The organism is Sphingobium trunci (assembly GCF_022664535.1).
In the GTDB taxonomy this organism is placed as follows: domain Bacteria; phylum Pseudomonadota; class Alphaproteobacteria; order Sphingomonadales; family Sphingomonadaceae; genus Sphingobium.
This window is the reverse complement of the sequence record NZ_JAKUJY010000017.1, coordinates 52,782-67,695: the sequence shown is the minus strand read 5'-3', so window position 1 is coordinate 67,695 and position 14,914 is coordinate 52,782. Positions and strand designations below refer to the sequence as shown.

Annotated in this window: 15 protein-coding genes; 6 read left to right on the top strand and 9 right to left on the bottom strand. The window is 64.9% G+C overall.

Annotation, left to right across the window (positions count from 1 at the left end; translation table 11 throughout):
* The first annotated feature begins 23 nt into the window (after positions 1-23).
* Genes MJ601_RS15065 through argC form a run of 3 tightly spaced genes read left to right on the top strand, consistent with a single transcriptional unit; the run spans position 24 to position 2,240 of the window.
* Positions 24-431 (top strand): MarR family winged helix-turn-helix transcriptional regulator, encoded by a 408-nt coding sequence (locus MJ601_RS15065; RefSeq protein WP_242127842.1) that lies wholly within the window; start codon positions 24-26, stop codon positions 429-431.
* The gene (locus tag MJ601_RS15060) at positions 391-1,299 is read left to right on the top strand and encodes a C40 family peptidase (protein WP_242127840.1); all 909 of its coding nucleotides are present in this window, start codon (positions 391-393) and stop codon (positions 1,297-1,299) included. The genes MJ601_RS15065 and MJ601_RS15060 overlap by 41 nt, the downstream gene beginning before the upstream one ends.
* A complete protein-coding gene (gene argC / locus MJ601_RS15055) occupies positions 1,296-2,240 on the top strand; it encodes an N-acetyl-gamma-glutamyl-phosphate reductase (RefSeq protein WP_242127838.1) in 945 nt (314 codons plus the stop codon). The genes MJ601_RS15060 and argC overlap by 4 nt, the downstream gene beginning before the upstream one ends.
* Positions 2,241-2,272: 32 nt before the next feature.
* Here the strand turns inward: argC and MJ601_RS15050 are convergent, their stop codons facing one another.
* Positions 2,273-2,482, bottom strand: a complete 210-nt coding sequence (locus MJ601_RS15050; RefSeq protein ID WP_242127835.1) for a hypothetical protein — start codon at positions 2,480-2,482, stop codon at positions 2,273-2,275.
* 218 nt (positions 2,483-2,700) lie between these two features.
* Between MJ601_RS15050 and MJ601_RS15045 the strand changes: the two genes are divergently transcribed.
* Positions 2,701-2,871, top strand: a complete 171-nt coding sequence (locus MJ601_RS15045; protein ID WP_242127833.1) for a hypothetical protein — start codon at positions 2,701-2,703, stop codon at positions 2,869-2,871.
* 60 nt (positions 2,872-2,931) lie between these two features.
* Positions 2,932-4,260: a PQQ-dependent sugar dehydrogenase gene (locus MJ601_RS15040; RefSeq protein WP_242127831.1), complete on the top strand. Its 1,329-nt coding sequence runs from the start codon at positions 2,932-2,934 to the stop codon at positions 4,258-4,260.
* Between the two features lie 38 nt (positions 4,261-4,298).
* Here MJ601_RS15040 and MJ601_RS15035 read toward each other — a convergent pair whose 3' ends face one another.
* Positions 4,299-5,117 carry an ATP-binding protein gene (locus MJ601_RS15035; RefSeq protein ID WP_242127828.1) on the bottom strand — a complete coding sequence of 273 codons (819 nt, stop codon included), beginning with the start codon at positions 5,115-5,117 and terminating at the stop codon, positions 4,299-4,301.
* Positions 5,118-5,226: 109 nt separating this feature from the next.
* Here MJ601_RS15035 and MJ601_RS15030 point away from each other — a divergent pair, with 109 nt between their 5' ends.
* Positions 5,227-6,183: an L-threonylcarbamoyladenylate synthase gene (locus tag MJ601_RS15030; protein ID WP_242127827.1), complete on the top strand. Its 957-nt coding sequence runs from the start codon at positions 5,227-5,229 to the stop codon at positions 6,181-6,183.
* 21 nt (positions 6,184-6,204) lie between these two features.
* Here MJ601_RS15030 and MJ601_RS15025 read toward each other — a convergent pair whose 3' ends face one another.
* From MJ601_RS15025 to acnA, 7 genes are all read right to left on the bottom strand, one after another.
* Entirely contained in the window at positions 6,205-6,471 is a 267-nt protein-coding gene (locus MJ601_RS15025; RefSeq protein ID WP_242127825.1) for a hypothetical protein, read from the bottom strand.
* 190 nt (positions 6,472-6,661) lie between these two features.
* Complete coding sequence (gene msrA, locus MJ601_RS15020) at positions 6,662-7,195, bottom strand: peptide-methionine (S)-S-oxide reductase MsrA (RefSeq protein WP_242127823.1); 534 nt, start codon at positions 7,193-7,195, stop codon at positions 6,662-6,664.
* Positions 7,196-7,237: 42 nt separating this feature from the next.
* Positions 7,238-8,944 (bottom strand): long-chain-fatty-acid--CoA ligase, encoded by a 1,707-nt coding sequence (locus MJ601_RS15015; protein WP_242127821.1) that lies wholly within the window; start codon positions 8,942-8,944, stop codon positions 7,238-7,240.
* 137 nt (positions 8,945-9,081) lie between these two features.
* Positions 9,082-9,765, bottom strand: coding sequence for a DUF1013 domain-containing protein (locus tag MJ601_RS15010; RefSeq protein WP_242127908.1), 684 nt, complete (start codon positions 9,763-9,765; stop codon positions 9,082-9,084).
* 114 nt (positions 9,766-9,879) lie between these two features.
* Positions 9,880-10,908, bottom strand: a complete 1,029-nt coding sequence (locus tag MJ601_RS15005; protein ID WP_242127819.1) for a glycosyltransferase family 4 protein — start codon at positions 10,906-10,908, stop codon at positions 9,880-9,882.
* Between the two features lie 4 nt (positions 10,909-10,912).
* A complete protein-coding gene (locus MJ601_RS15000; RefSeq protein WP_242127817.1) occupies positions 10,913-11,788 on the bottom strand; it encodes a UDP-2,3-diacylglucosamine diphosphatase in 876 nt (291 codons plus the stop codon).
* 203 nt (positions 11,789-11,991) lie between these two features.
* Positions 11,992-14,661 (bottom strand): aconitate hydratase AcnA, encoded by a 2,670-nt coding sequence (acnA, locus tag MJ601_RS14995; protein ID WP_242127815.1) that lies wholly within the window; start codon positions 14,659-14,661, stop codon positions 11,992-11,994.
* Positions 14,662-14,914: the final 253 nt, after the last annotated feature.

Here is a 14,914-nt window from a genome sequence, read left to right as displayed (position 1 = left end):
GGCCATCGTGCGTTACGACCGGCATGGATGCCCACTCTGCACAGGATCAGGCCGCAGAGCTTGATCGCCCCGGCCTGAAGCCCCTTGGCCAATGGATGCGCACATTGGTGGACTATGTGCGTTCCGGCAAGCCTGATCTGACCAACCGGCAGATGGCGCTGATGCTGACCGTCTATATCGGCGCGGGGCCGCATACGGTGCGGGGACTCGCGGAGGCGCTGAACGTGTCGAAGCCGGTCATTACCCGGGCGCTGAACAAATTATCGGCGCTCGGTTATCTGCGGCGGGAGCGGGACTCCACCGACAGGCGCAATATTTTCATCACCCGGACCCCCAAAGGGGCGGAATTTCTTGACGCCTTTCACCATTTCATCGCAGGAACCGGCCGCGATGAACGCCTCAACCTCTCCCACGCGGAACGCACCGCCTGAACGTATCCGATTCAAGCTGGATGGCCGGTCGGTCAAGCTGGACACGCGGGTCCATGCCGCGCGCGGCGACCTGGCTGACCTGGCGCTCGCCGGTGTGCTGTTTTCGGCCCATTATGCGCGCGCGGTCGAACTGACCTGCGTGGCGGCGGGCGCGCCGGTCCTGCTTGACGACACGCCCAAGGCGCAGGCCGTCAGCGAATTGCTGCGCGGAGAGAGTTTCCACGCGCTGGACGTGACGGCGGAATGGGCCTGGGGCTTTTGCGGGCATGACGGCTATGTCGGCTATGTCCGGCGCGAGGCGCTGGATGTGCGCGAAACGGCGAACAGCCGGATCATCACCGGCACCGCCCCCCTGTTCAGCGCGCCCGACATCAAGTCGCGCATCGCCGATTACTGGCCGCGCGGGGCGCTGTTCGCCGCTGAGGCGAAGGGGGATTTCTTCGCCTGCGCCGAAGGCTATGTGCACCAGCGCCATGTCGCATCGCTCGACGCTCTGGAGAGCGACTGGGTCGCGACGGCGGAACATTATCTCGGCCAGCCCTATGTCTGGGGCGGGCGCGGGCATCGCGGCATCGACTGTTCCGGCCTGGTGCAGGTCGCGCTCGGCCAATGCGGCATCAAGGTGCCGCGCGACACCGATCTGCAACGCGAGGGGATCGGTTCGCCGATCGCACCCGACGCGCCGCTCCGACGAGGGGACTTCGTCTTCTTTCCGGGCCATGTCGGCATCATGACCGACGGCGACCATCTGTTGCACGCCAACGCGCACTGGATGAGCGTGGTGATCGAGCCTTTGGCCGATGTCGTCGGCCGGCTGGCGGCGGACCATGCGGACCCCATCATCGCGCGGCGAAGGATCAGCGCATGACACAGCATATTTTCATCGACGGCGGCGTCGGGACTACAGGACTTGAAATCAACGAGCGGCTGGCGGGCCGTCCGGAATTGTCGATCATCACGCTGGACGAGGACCGGCGCAAGGATGCGGAGGCGCGCAGGGATGCGTTGAATGCCGCGGATATCGTCATCCTCTGCCTGCCCGACGATGCGGCGCGCGAAGCCGTCTCCCTGATCGGCAACAACCGCACGCGGGTGATCGACGCGTCGACCGCGCACCGGGTCGCGGACGGCTGGACCTATGGCTTTGCCGAACTGGAACCGGGCCATCGGGAAAAGCTGGCCGATGCGCGCTTCGTCGCCAATCCGGGCTGCTGGCCGACCGGCTTCCTGGCGCTGGTGCGGCCGCTGGTGCTGGCCGGGCTGCTGCCCACCGACTGGCCGGTGACGGTATCGGGCGCCTCCGGCTATTCGGGCGGCGGCAAGTCGATGATCGCGGAATATGAGAGCGCCGACGGCGCGCCGAGCGCGTTCAGGCCCTATGGTCTCACGCTGGCGCACAAGCATGGGCCGGAAATGCTGCATTATTCGGGTTTGCGGCATCCGCCCCTGTTCGCGCCCGCCGTCGCCAATGCCTATCGCGGCATGATCGTCGAGGTGCCGTTGCAGCTGCGCGCCATGCCCGGCGCGCCCTCGGTCGCGGATGTCCACGGCGCGCTGGCGGCCGCCTATGCCGGATCGCCGATCGTCAGCGTGGCGTCGCTGGAGGACAGCGCGGCGATGGCGCAGGTACGTCTGGAGCATGTCGGCGCGACCGACCGGCTGGCGCTGTTCGTCTTTGGCAATGAGGCGACAGGCCAGGCGCGGCTGGTCGCGGCGCTCGACAATCTGGGCAAGGGTGCGGCAGGCGCCGCGGTGCAGAATCTCAATATCCTCGCCGGGCTGCCCGAAACCGCCGGGCTGCGGCTTTAAAGGCGGGCGCCCTGACGGGCGCCCCTTCCCTGTCAATGAATTGTGCCGAGCGGCCCGTCATGCGTGAGCAGGACGATCATTCGCTCGATCTGCCGCCAGTGGCAGAAATGGATGAAATTGCCCCGGTCGCGGCTGCGATCCGCGCGAGCCGCCGCCTCATAGCCTGCGTTGTCGCCAAAGAGCGCGATCAGTTCCGCCGCATCGTCATAGCTTTTGCGATTGGACAGATATGGTATGTTCATCGCTAACCCCCCAAAGATATCCCGGCCCGCAGAGGAGGGTTCAATCCCCGTGCCAGTTTCACCCTTTGGCGGCATGGGGCGGCTTGCAAGGGTGAACGGCCGGTTAGCCAAGTCCCACAGTGATACAGCCGTGCCAGGACGGGACCGCGCTCGTCCCGAAACGGTGCAGGCGGGAAAGCCGCTGGTCATGATCGCCGGTGCGTGGCAAGGGGTGGCCGATGAGCATGAAGAAGAATCCGACCGGCGCGGGCGCCATCCTGGCCCTGACGATCCTGGGGGGAACGATCCTGGGCGGGCTGATGGGGCAGCCGAGCATCGGCCTGCTGACCGGCACGGCGGTCGGCATTGTCATCGCCCTGCTGCTGTGGCTGCGCGAGCGGGAGAAATAGCCTCATTTCCTGTCCTTGCCCGCCTTGCCGGGCGGAGCGTCGCAGCATAAACGTGGTGCCATGAAGAAGCATCTGATTGCGCTCACCCTGGTGGTGCTGGTCCTGCTGGGCGGCGCCTTCCTCTATTTTTCGCAGGGCGACACCGCCCAGCTGCCGGACGGCGCGGATGTCGGCAAGGAGCCGGTGTTCACCGCCCCGCGCAGCGAGATGATCCCGACGATGAACGTCGCCGCGGCTGTGCCGTGGAAAGCCGCGGAAAAGCCGACCGCCGCCAAGGGGCTTCGCGTCGAACGCTTTGCCGATGGCCTCGACCATCCGCGCTCGCTGCTGCGCCTGCCCAACGGGGACGTGCTGGTGGCGGAGACCAACAGCCCGACACGGCCGACCGGCGGCATCGTCAACCGGGTCATGAACTATCTGATGGACAGGGCGGGCGCGGGCGTGCCGTCGGCCAACCGCATCACCCTGCTGCGCGACGCCGATGGCGACGGCAAGGCGGAGACGAAGACGGCCTTCCTGACCGGCCTCCACTCCCCCTATGGCATGGCCCTGATCGGCGACACGCTGTACGTCGCCAACACCGATGCGCTGATGGCCTTCCCCTACAAGGCAGGCGAAACGAAGATCGTGGCGAAGGGCCGGAAGATCCTGAACCTGCCCGCGCAGGCGCCCAACATGCACTGGACGCGCAGCCTGGTCGCCAGTCCGCAGGGGCTGCTTTATGTCGGCGTCGGATCGAACAGCAATATCGGCGAAAACGACCTGGAGACGGAAGCCAATCGCGCCGCCGTGCTGGAGGTCAATCCCAGGACCGGCGATTACCGCATCTTCGCGTCCGGTCTACGCAATCCGGTGGGCCTCGCTTTCGAGCCGAAGAGCGGCGCGCTATGGGGCGTCGTGAACGAACGCGACATGCTGGGCAGCGATCTGGTGCCGGACTATCTGACGCGGGTGGAATTCGGTGCCTTCTATGGCTGGCCGTGGAATTACTGGGGCGGCTATGAGGATCGCAGGGTCCAGCCGCAGCGGCCGGAAATCCGCGAATATACCAAGCGGCCCGACTATGCGCTGGGCAACCATGTGGCGGCGCTGGGCCTCAGCTTCGCGGACAAGGTGACGCTGGGCGCGCCCTTCACCAACGGCGCCTTCGTGGGGCTGCACGGCAGTTGGAACCGCAAGCCGGCGTCGGGATACAAGGTCGTGTTCATACCCTTTGCCGACAATGGCGAAGCGGGCAAGGCCAAGCCGATCGACGTGCTGACGGGCTTCCTGGACAGCAAGGGCGAAGCGCATGGCCGCCCGGTGGACGTGACCGCCGACGCCAAGGGCGCGCTGCTGGTCAGCGACGACGTAGGCAATATCGTCTGGCGGGTGACGGCGGCGAAATAAGGAGGGGCGCTCCCGCCAGGGCGGGAGCCCCATCCCCTTCAGATCTTCAGGCCGTTCCGTCCGGCTAGTTCCACCACATATTGCCAGGCCACCCGGCCCGAACGGCTGCCACGTTGGGTGGCCCACTGGATCGCGTCGAGCGGCTCGAAGCTCACCCCCAGCTTGGCCGCATAGCCGCTGACGATCGCGACATAGGCGTCCTGATCGATGGCGTGGAAGCCAAGGCTGAGGCCGAAGCGGTCGGACAGCGCCATCTTGTCGTCCACCACGTCGCGCGGATTGACGGGATCGTCCTGCTCCGACAGGTGGCGCGGCACGATATGGCGGCGGTTCGAGGTGACATAGAGCCGGACATTGGCCGGACGCGCCGCCGTGCCGCCCTGAAGCAGGGAGCGCAGCGACCGCGCGTCACCTCCGCCATTTTCATCGAAGCCAAGATCGTCGAGGAACAGGATGAAGGGCCGCTGCGTGTCGCACAGGATCGTGAAAAGCTGCGGCAGGCTGGCCAGTTCGTCGATCGCGCATTGCAGCAGGGCGATATCCTGCCCTTCAGCCTGCAGCTTGGCGACGACCGCAGCCACGACGGCGGACTTGCCCGTGCCGCGCGCGCCCCAGAGCAGCACGTCATGCGCGGCATGGCCGGCGGCATGGCGGCGGCTATTGTCCAGCAAGGCGGTCTTCTGCGCGTCGATGCCGGTCAGCAGTTCATAATCCACCGGAGCAAAGGCCTCTACCGGCCGGATCGAAGCACCGTTCCACACATAGGCTGGCGCGGCGGCAAGATCGGCGGAAGAAGCGGGTGGCGGCGCGATCCGTTCCAGCGCTTCGGCAATGCGGGTGAGAAGAGCCTCGTTCATATGCCCGCGCTTACCCTCAGCATAAGGCGGGGGCAAGCGCGCGGGCGATGTCATTCTTCTGTAGCAATGGCCTTTTACTTGCACCTTGCGAAGTTTATATCGCGGGGCCGTGACCATCCCAAATCCAGTCCTTTCCACCCGAATTTGCCGCTATGGCAGCGAAGCGCTGCGCGAGGCGGCACTGCTGATCCGTGCAGGCGAGCCGGTCGCCGTGCCGACGGAAACGGTGTATGGGCTGGCCGCCGACGCCACGGATTCCAACGCGGTCGCGGCGATCTACAGCGCCAAGGGACGGCCCAGCTTCAATCCGTTGATCGTGCATGTCGCGGACCGCGAGATGGCGGCGCGGCTGGCGGAATTTTCCCCAGTGGCGGAAAGGATCGCGGCGCATTTCTGGCCCGGCGCATTGACCATGGTGCTGCCGGTGCGGGCCGACAGCGGCCTTTCGCCCCTGGTGACGGCAGGGCTGCCGACCGTCGCGCTTCGCCTGCCTGCCCATCCGGCGATGCGGGCCCTTATCCGGGAGAGCGGGCGGCCGCTGGCGGCGCCGTCGGCCAATCGCAGCGGGTCGATCAGCCCGACGCGCGCGGAACATGTGCTCTCCAGCCTCAACGGCAAGATCCGCATGATCCTGGACGAAGGACCAACCAGCGAGGGCGTGGAATCGACCATCGCCGCGCCGGAGGAGGATCGCATCCGTCTGCTGCGGCCCGGCCCCGTGACGGCGGCGATGCTGGAGGACGCCACCGGCCTGCCGGTCGTGACGGGCGGGGATAACGCCAAAATAGAGGCGCCGGGGCAGCTTGAAAGCCATTATGCGCCGTCCAAGCCGGTGCGGTTGAACGTACTGAAGGCGGACAAGGACGAATATCTGATCGGCTTCGGGCTGATGCCCTGTCACATCAACCTCAGCCCCGACGCCGACGTGCGCGAAGCGGCGGCCAACCTGTTCGCCGCCCTGCATATCGCCGATGCCAGCGCGGCGGAACGGATCGCGGTGGCGCCCATTCCCCATGAGGGGATCGGCGTCGCGATCAACGACCGGTTGCGGCGGGCGGCAGCCTGAAATAGCTACGGAAAGAACCGCTTACCCGCAATTGTCATAGCCCGCCCGGCGGCATTCGCGGCGCTGTTCTGCTTCTTCCTTCTTGCGCTCACGGGCTTCGCGCGCTTCCTGCTTGCGCATCTTGCGGCCGTAATTGCGGTCGGCCTCTTCCTGGCTGGTGGTCGTCCAGTCGACGACCTGTCCGCCCGCGCGAACCGGCAATGTCACGATGTCCGCCGCCGTCCTGGCGATACAGCCGGGCAGAATCAGCAGCAGCGCAGGCGTAACCAGCAATAACGTCCGTCTCATTCATATTCCCCGGCGTGCCGTTAGAGCATCGTGCGCAAGAATGGGAACCGATCTTGCGCTGAAAGCGATGCGAACAAAGAACCGGAGCCCGCGACTTGCGTCAGATCGAACGCGACGCTCCAGGGTACAAGCTAAAGACGCTGACGGCGGGAGCAAGCCGTTGGCGACGAAGCGTTCCGGTTCCGGTCGTTCAGGCGTCGATGCGTTCGGCAAAGCCCTTGCGCAGCTTGGCGAGCTTGGGTGGGATCACCGCCATGCAATAGGGGTTCCGGTCCCCTACCCGCTCCCAATATTTCTGGTGATAATCCTCCGCCGGATACCAGGGGGCGTCGGGTTCGATCGCAGTAACGATCGGCTGCGCCTGATCGGACTGCGCGCGGACGATTCCGGCCCTGGCTTCCACCTCCTGCTCCGCCGAATGGGGGAAGATGGCCGAACGATATTGGGTGCCGATGTCGTTGCCCTGCCGGTTCAGCGTCGTCGGATCATGGGTGGCGAAGAAAATATCCAGCAGGTCGCCATAGGAAATGACCGCCGGGTCATAGGCGATACGGATCGCCTCGGCATGGCCGGTCGCGCCGGAGCAGACCTGTTCATAGGTCGGGTCGGGCACGGAGCCGCCGATATAGCCGCTTTCCACGGCCTTCACGCCCTTGAGGTTCTGATAGACCGCCTCGGTACACCAGAAGCATCCGCCAGCGAGGGTTGCGATCTCTTCGGCCATTTTCGCGTCCTTATCCTGTGTCGGCCGCACAGATAGGAAGGATCAGCCCGCTGTTCCAGTCTGCAGCTGCGCGGCCTCCGCCCTGGCGCGTTCCTCGGCCACCAGTTCCTTGCGGGAAAGCTTGCCGACCAGCGTCTTGGGAAGGTTCAGCCGGACCTCCACCTCACAGACCTTCTCATGCTTGCCCAGTTGCGGGTTGAGCCAGTCCTTGAGGCCCGGCCCGTCGATGTCGCTCCCCTCCTGAAGCGTGACGAAGGCCTTGGGGCATTCGCCGCGATAGCGGTCGGGGATGCCGATCACCAGCGCCTCCTTGACCGCCGGATGATGGTACAGGATCTTTTCCACCTCGCTGGGGAAAACCTTGAACCCGCCGACCGCGATCATGTCCTTGAGGCGGTCGACGATCTTTACATAGCCGTCCTCGTCGATCAGGCCGACGTCGCCGGTGCGCAGCCAGCCGTCGACGAACACCTCCGCGTCGGCGTCGGGGCGCTGCCAATAGCCCTTCATGATCTGCGGGCCGGAAAAGACCAGCTCGCCCGGTTCGCCCTCAGGGGCTGCCCTGGTCGGGTCCTCCCGGTCGACCAGCTTGACGCGGGTGCCTGGGACGGGCTGGCCGACGGTGCCCGCCTTGTTCAGCCCCTCATAGGGATTGGAGCAGACGACCGGACTGGTTTCGGTCAGGCCATAGCCCTCCACCAGCTTGGAACCGGTCATCGCCTCGAACCGCTGCTTGACCTCCAGCGGTAGCGGCGCACCGCCGGAGATGCAGAGGCGCAGGGAGGAGAAATCGATGTTGGGCGTGGCCGGATGGTCCAGCAGCGCCTGATACATGGTGGGGACGCCGGGAAGCGAGGTCGCCTTGGTGCGCTGCAGCGCGGCCAGCACCTGCGTCCCGTCGAAGCGGGGCAGCATCACCATCTCGCCGCCGTTCAGCACCGTCCGGTTGAGGACGCAGGTGTTGGCGAAGACATGGAAGAAGGGCAGCACCGCCAGGATGCGGTCAGGCGCTTCGGGATGCGGATCGATCAGGCGGACCTGCCGGGCGTTGGCGGTCAGATTCTGGTGGGTGAGCATCGCGCCCTTGGGCCGGCCGGTGGTCCCCCCCGTATATTGCAGCAGGGCGACGTCCTTCACCGGATCGATGCTGACCGGCTTTGGATCCTCCCCATGGCGCAGCAGGTCGACATAGTTGGTGATGCGCGGGTCGTGCGGGACCGGCGCGGTTTCCTTGCGCTTGAAGATACGGAAGAGGACCGACTTGGCCGGGGGCAGCACTTCGGCCACGCAGCCGACGACCAGCCGTTCCAGGCTGCTGTTGTCCAGCACCTCCAGCGCGGTGGGCAACAGCGCCTTGGCCGACAGGGTGAAGAGGATTTTCGTGCCGCTGTCCTCGACCTGATGCTCCAGTTCGGTGGCGGTGTAGAGGGGAGAGAAGTTGACGACCGCAGCCCCGGCCATCATCGCCCCATAATAGGCCGCGACATAATGCGGCACGTTGGGCAGGTAGAGGCCCACCCGGTCGCCCTGCCTCACACCCAGATCCTGCAAGCCCTTGGCCACGCGCCGGATGATCTGGAGCATGTCGCCATAGCTGGTCCTGCGGCCCATGAAATCGATCATCACCGCATCGGGATTGGCCGTGGCGCTGCCCACCAGCATGTCGACCATCGACAGAGGCGGGAAGTCCTGGTCCCAGGATGAGGGGTGATTATAGCGGGTTTTCCAGATGTTTTCGCTGCTCTCCATTTATACAGGTGTAAGTCAGGCCTTACCTTTACGCAAGCGTCAAGCACGACAAAAAGGGCCGCGCCCCGGATAAGGCACGGCCCTTGTGGATGGGTTCACGGCCGTCACTCCGCGCTGAGCGAAGTGACGTTACGGCTTCATACGTGGCCCTGATTGTCGCTGAACGGATCCAGGATCTTGGCGGCGTCCGAAATCAGGTTGGATTCAGCCTTCAATGCTTCTTCCGCGCGGCGGGTGGCGTCCTCGCGCTCACGGCGCAGTTCGTTGATGAGCGCCTCCCGGTCGCCATCCAGACGCGAATCGGTGGGGGCTTCGATGCCCGCCTTCTTCGCGGCCTTGGCCACCAGGGCGTCCAGTTCCCGCTGCGAGCAGAGACCGAGCGTCACCGGATCCTTGGGCACGATGTTGGAGATGTTCCAATGGGTGCGGTCGCGGATCGCGGCGATGGTGGTGCGGGTGGTGCCGATCAGCTTGCCGATGGCGCCGTCCGAAATCTCCGGATGGTTGCGCAGGATCCAGGCGATGCCGTCGGGCTTGTCCTGGCGCTTGCTGACCGGGGTGTAGCGCGGCCCCTTGGTGCGGCGGACCGGTTCCGGCCCCTTCAGCATCTTGAGGCGGTAATCCGGGTTGCTTTCGCCCTTGTGGATTTCCTCCATGGTGATTTCATGAGCGCGGACCGGATCGCGGCCGGTATATTTGATGCCTGCGGTATCGTCGGCGATCGCCTGGACTTCCAGGATATGCAGCCCGCAAAATTCCGCGATCTGATCGAAGCTCAACGCGGTGTTATCGACCAGCCAGCTGGCAGTCGCATGGGGCATGAGAGGCTGGGACACGGGAATTCTCCGCACTTAAAAACGACAAGGGCCGCCCAAGCAGGGCGGCCACGCCCGACCTGAGATAGTGCATCCCGCCCCCAACGGCAAGGAAAAGCGTCAGGCCGCGTTGTCCAGCAGTTCCGGGTCGATATTGTGCAGGCCGTTCAGAAATTCCCGCGCGCTGCGTTCCCAGCTGAAGCTCTGGCCATAGGCGGCACAGGCCCGGCGATCGCAGGTCAGCGCAACGGCGATGGCATCCCCCAGCCGGTCGGACAGGGCGCCGGTCTGAGGGGTCACGATATCGATGGGGCCAGTGACGGGATAGGCGGCCACGGGCGTGCCGCAGGCCAGCGCCTCTATCATCACCAGACCGAACGTATCGGTGCGGCTGGGGAAGACGAACACGTCGGCGCCGGCATAGGCGCCAGCGAGGTCAGCACCGAACAGCGCGCCCAGGAAACGGGCCTGCGGATAGGCCTTTTCCAGCATGGCGCGGGCGGGGCCGTCACCGACGACGACCTTGGTGCCGGGATGATCGCTGGCCAGGAAGGCTTCGAGATTCTTCTCGACCGCGACGCGCCCGACATAGAGCTGGATCGGGCGCGGCAAACCGGCATAGGCTGTTGGCGGCGGCGCTTGCGGGGTGAAGGCGGCAAGGTCCACGCCCCTGCCCCAGGCGCGGACCTGCGCCAGGCCATGGGCGCGCAATTGCTGCCGCACCGAGCGGGTCGATACCAGCACCGCCTCGGCCGGGCCGTGAAACCAGCGGATATAGCGCCAGAACCAGGATGCGGGCAGACCGGTGCGCTGCGCCACATAGTCCGGGAAATGGGTATGATAGGCAGTGGTAAAGCGAATGCCGCTGCGCAGGCACCAGCGCCGCGCGGCCAGGCAGAGCGGACCTTCGGTGGCGAGGTGGATCGCATCGGGGCGGAAGGCCGCGATCATCTGGCCCACCACGGTCGATCGCGCGAAGGCGAGCCGGATCTCGGGATAGGTCGGGCACGGAATCGAACCGAACAGGTCGGGTGAGATCACCTTTACCTGATGCCCCATCCGCTCCAGTTCCGCCTGCATGGTCTGAAGCGTGCGGACGACGCCGTTGACCTGCGGGCTCCAGGCATCGGTGACGATAGCGACGCGCATCGTGTCAGGCCGCTATGCGTGCGGGTTCGTCGGCGGCGCGCTGGGCGATTTCGTCGGCCCAGTGCAGCACCTCCATCCGGCCGTCGAAATGCTCGACCAGCGCGGTGCAGCCTTCGACCCAGTCGCCGTCATTATAATATTGAACGCCCGCTATCTCGCGGATCTCGGCATTGTGGATATGGCCGCAGACCACGCCGTCGACGCCGCGCGAACCGGCTTCATGCGCCACCACCTCCTCGAAGCGGGAGATGAACTCCACGGCGTTCTTGACCTTGTGCTTGGCCATTTTGCTGAGCGACCAATAGGGCAGGCCCATGCGCTGGCGCACCGCATTCACGACGATGTTGACGCGCATCAGCATGGTGTAGGCAGCGTCGCCGATGAAGGCGAGCCAGCGATGGGCGAGCATGATCGTGTCGAACTCGTCGCCGTGCAGCACCAGCAGCTTGCGGCCGTCAGCGGTTTCATGGATCGCCTTGCGCCGGATTTCCACGCCGCCGAAGCTGAGGCCGGTGAACTGGCGGAACATCTCGTCATGATTGCCGGGAATATAGACGACGCGGGTGCCACGCTTGGCGCGCTTCATGACGCGCCACACCACGTCATTATGCGCGGCGGGCCAGTAGAAGCGCTTCTTCAGCCGCCAGCCGTCGATGATGTCGCCCACCAGATACATGGTGTCGCTGTCGACACTGTCGAGAAAGTCGATCAGCATCTTCGCATTGCAGCCGCGCGTGCCGAGATGGATGTCGGAAATCCAGATGGTGCGATAGCGCCGACGCTTTCCTTCCCGTTCGGGGATGGTGAACCTGTCGTCGGCGTCATCCCCCTCCGACAAGCCAACGTCTGCCAGGAAAGGCAGGCGTGTGATGGCGTTCATGATACGACCCCTGAGCTGTTTCCCTCAGGAGCGAATCCTTAGCGTGACAATGTTACAACTCCGCACCGAATATGACGGAAATGGTACGGTTTTGGCGAAAAAAGGCGGTATGATTCAGCGGCCGTGCGACCTTCTCGACCCTGAAAGAAAAAGGGCTCCCGCAACGGCGGAAGCCCTTGATTTCAACTCAGCGCGTCAGCCGATCAGGCGGCCAGCTTGCGCAGGACATATTGCAGGATGCCGCCGTTCAGGAAATAATCCAGTTCGTTGACGGTATCGATGCGGCACAGCGCGGTGAAGGTGAAGGTCGAGCCGTCGGCGCGCTTCACGATCACATCCACATCCTGGCGCGGCTTCAGGCCCGCGACATTCTGGATGGTGAACGTTTCGTCGCCGGTGAAGCCGAACGTGTCCTTGCTCTCGCCATTCTTGAACTGCAGCGGCAGCACGCCCATGCCGACCAGGTTCGAACGGTGGATGCGCTCGAAGCTTTCGACGATCACGGCGCGGACGCCCAGCAGGTTGGTGCCCTTCGCCGCCCAGTCGCGCGACGATCCGGTGCCATATTCCTTGCCGCCGATGACGACCAGCGGCGTACCGTCGGCCTTGTGCTTCATCGCCGCGTCGTAGATCGGCATGACTTCGCCTTCATAGCGGGTCATGCCACCCTCGACGCCATCCAGCATCAGGTTCTTGATGCGGATATTGGCGAAGGTGCCGCGCATCATGACTTCGTGATGGCCGCGACGCGCGCCATAGCTGTTATAGTCGGCCTGCGCCACCTGATGCTCCGACAGCCACTTGCCGGCCGGCGAAGTCGCCTTGATGGACCCTGCGGGCGAGATGTGGTCGGTGGTGATCGAATCGCCGAAGATCGCCAGCGGCTTGGCTTCGATGATGTCCGTGACCGGCTTCGGGGTCATGGTCAGGCCCTCGAAATAGGGCGGGTTGGCGACATAGGTCGACCCGGCGCGCCACTGATAGGTGTCCGAACCCGTGACCTCGATCGCCTGCCAGTGGGCGTCGCCCTTGTAGACGTTGGCGTAGCGGGCCTGGAACATCGGGCGATCCATGCAGCCGGCCATGGTCGAGGCGACCTCGTCATTGGTGGGCCAGATATCCTTCAGGAACACGTCCTGACCGTCCTTGCCCTGCCCGATCGGGGTGGTGATGAAATCCTCCACCACCGTGCCCTTGAGCGCGTAGGCGACGACCAGCGGCGGCGAGGCGAGGAAGTTGGCGCGCACGTCGGGCGACACGCGGCCTTCGAAGTTGCGGTTGCCGGAGATGACGGCGGCCGCAACCAGGCCATTTTCGTTGATCGCCTTGCTGATCGGCTCGGCCAGCGGGCCGGAGTTGCCGATGCAGGTGGTGCAGCCATAACCGACCAGGTTGAAGCCGACGGCATCGAGGTGCGACTGAAGACCGGCCTTTTCCAGATAGTCGGTGACGACCTGCGAACCGGGAGCGAGCGAGGTCTTGACCCAGGGCTTGGGCTTCAGGCCCAGTTCGTTCGCCTTCTTGGCGACGAGACCGGCGGCGACCAGCACGCCGGGGTTCGACGTGTTGGTGCAGCTCGTGATCGCGGCGATGGTGACGTCGCCGTCGCCAATGTCGAAATCCTTGCCCTCGACGGGAACGCGCTGCTGCGCCTTCTTGTAGGTGTTGGCCATGTCCGCGTTGAACACGTCGTCGACTTCCGGCAGCGACACGCGGTCCTGCGGACGCTTCGGACCGGCAAGGCTGGGGACGACAGTGGCGAGGTCCAGTTCCAGCGTGTCGGTGAAGACCGGCTCGACGGCGGGATCGATCCAGAAGCCCTGCTCCTTGGCATAGGCTTCGACCAGCGCGATATTCTCATCGGCACGGCCGGTGAGACGCATATAGTCCAGCGTCTTGTCATCGATGCCGAAGAAGCCGCAGGTCGCGCCATATTCCGGCGCCATGTTGGCCAGCGTCGCACGGTCGGCCAGCGATAGCGAGGCAAGACCGGGGCCGAAATATTCGACGAAGCGGCCGACCACGCCCTTGGCGCGCAGCATCTGGGTGCAGGTCAGCACCAGGTCGGTGGCGGTCACGCCTTCCTTCAGTTCGCCGGTCAGCTTGAAGCCGACGACTTCGGGGATGAGCATGGAGACGGGCTGGCCCAGCATCGCGGCCTCGGCCTCGATGCCGCCCACGCCCCAGCCCAGAACGCCCAGGCCGTTGATCATGGTGGTGTGGCTGTCGGTACCGACGCAGGTATCGGGATAGGCGACGGTGACGCCGTCGGGGCCGGTGCTCGACCAGACGGCCTGCGCGATATTTTCCAGATTCACCTGGTGGCAGATGCCGGTCCCCGGGGGCACGGCGTAGAAGTTGGCGAGCGACTTGCTGCCCCACTTCAGAAAGTCGTAGCGCTCCATGTTGCGCTGATATTCGATTTCCACATTCTGCTCGAACGCCTTGGGCGTGCCGAATTCGTCGACCATGACCGAGTGGTCGATGACGAGGTGGACGGGAACCTGCGGGTTGATCTTGCTGGCGTCGGCGCCTAGCGCGGTCATCGCGTCGCGCATGGCGGCGAGGTCGACGACACAGGGAACGCCGGTGAAATCCTGCATCAGCACGCGGGCGGGGCGATACTGGATCTCGCGCTCGGCCTTGCCCTTGTCATTCTGCCAGTCGACGATCGCCTGGATGTCCTCGGTGGTGACGGTGACGCCGTCCTCGAAACGGAGCAGGTTTTCCAGCAGCACCTTCATCGAGAAGGGCAGACGGCTGACGTCGCCGAGCTTGGCGGCCGCCTTCTTCAGCGAATAATAGGCGATGTCCTTGCCGCCGACCTTCAAAAGATCGCGCGTGCCCAGTGTGTCCTGTCCGATGGCGGTCATAAGTTGTGCGTCTCCTCGCATAGCCCCGACCGGGCAGCAGGATGACGTATTCCACCAGGGGCTCGCCGGACGGCGACGAAATACCGGACGGCAAGGTGGCGGGATGCGCCCCTTCCAACCGGTCGAAGCGGGTATGTCCCGATGCGCGCCGCCATAGCGCTTGTCGTCCCGGAGTCAAATGCGAAGGCGCGAAAACGGGACATCTCGCGAATCTTTCTTGTAGACGCGGTCCTCGGCACCGGGATACATTGGG

Bases quoted from the DNA above. Each gene is read 5' to 3' on its own strand.
- MJ601_RS15045 (WP_242127833.1), top strand. From the start codon at position 2,701: ATGAGCATGAAGAAGAATCCGACCGGCGCGGGCGCCATCCTGGCCCTG.
- MJ601_RS15025 (WP_242127825.1), bottom strand. From the start codon at position 6,471: ATGAGACGGACGTTATTGCTGGTTACGCCTGCGCTGCTGCTGATTCTG.
- MJ601_RS15005 (WP_242127819.1), bottom strand. From the start codon at position 10,908: ATGCGCGTCGCTATCGTCACCGATGCCTGGAGCCCGCAGGTCAACGGC.
- MJ601_RS15015 (WP_242127821.1), bottom strand. From the start codon at position 8,944: ATGGAGAGCAGCGAAAACATCTGGAAAACCCGCTATAATCACCCCTCA.
- acnA (WP_242127815.1), bottom strand. From the start codon at position 14,661: ATGACCGCCATCGGACAGGACACACTGGGCACGCGCGATCTTTTGAAG.
- MJ601_RS15035 (WP_242127828.1), bottom strand. From the start codon at position 5,117: ATGAACGAGGCTCTTCTCACCCGCATTGCCGAAGCGCTGGAACGGATC.
- MJ601_RS15010 (WP_242127908.1), bottom strand. From the start codon at position 9,765: ATGCCCCATGCGACTGCCAGCTGGCTGGTCGATAACACCGCGTTGAGC.
- MJ601_RS15040 (WP_242127831.1), top strand. From the start codon at position 2,932: ATGAAGAAGCATCTGATTGCGCTCACCCTGGTGGTGCTGGTCCTGCTG.
- MJ601_RS15000 (WP_242127817.1), bottom strand. From the start codon at position 11,788: ATGAACGCCATCACACGCCTGCCTTTCCTGGCAGACGTTGGCTTGTCG.
- MJ601_RS15065 (WP_242127842.1), top strand. From the start codon at position 24: ATGGATGCCCACTCTGCACAGGATCAGGCCGCAGAGCTTGATCGCCCC.
- msrA (WP_242127823.1), bottom strand. From the start codon at position 7,195: ATGGCCGAAGAGATCGCAACCCTCGCTGGCGGATGCTTCTGGTGTACC.
- argC (WP_242127838.1), top strand. From the start codon at position 1,296: ATGACACAGCATATTTTCATCGACGGCGGCGTCGGGACTACAGGACTT.
- MJ601_RS15050 (WP_242127835.1), bottom strand. From the start codon at position 2,482: ATGAACATACCATATCTGTCCAATCGCAAAAGCTATGACGATGCGGCG.
- MJ601_RS15060 (WP_242127840.1), top strand. From the start codon at position 391: ATGAACGCCTCAACCTCTCCCACGCGGAACGCACCGCCTGAACGTATC.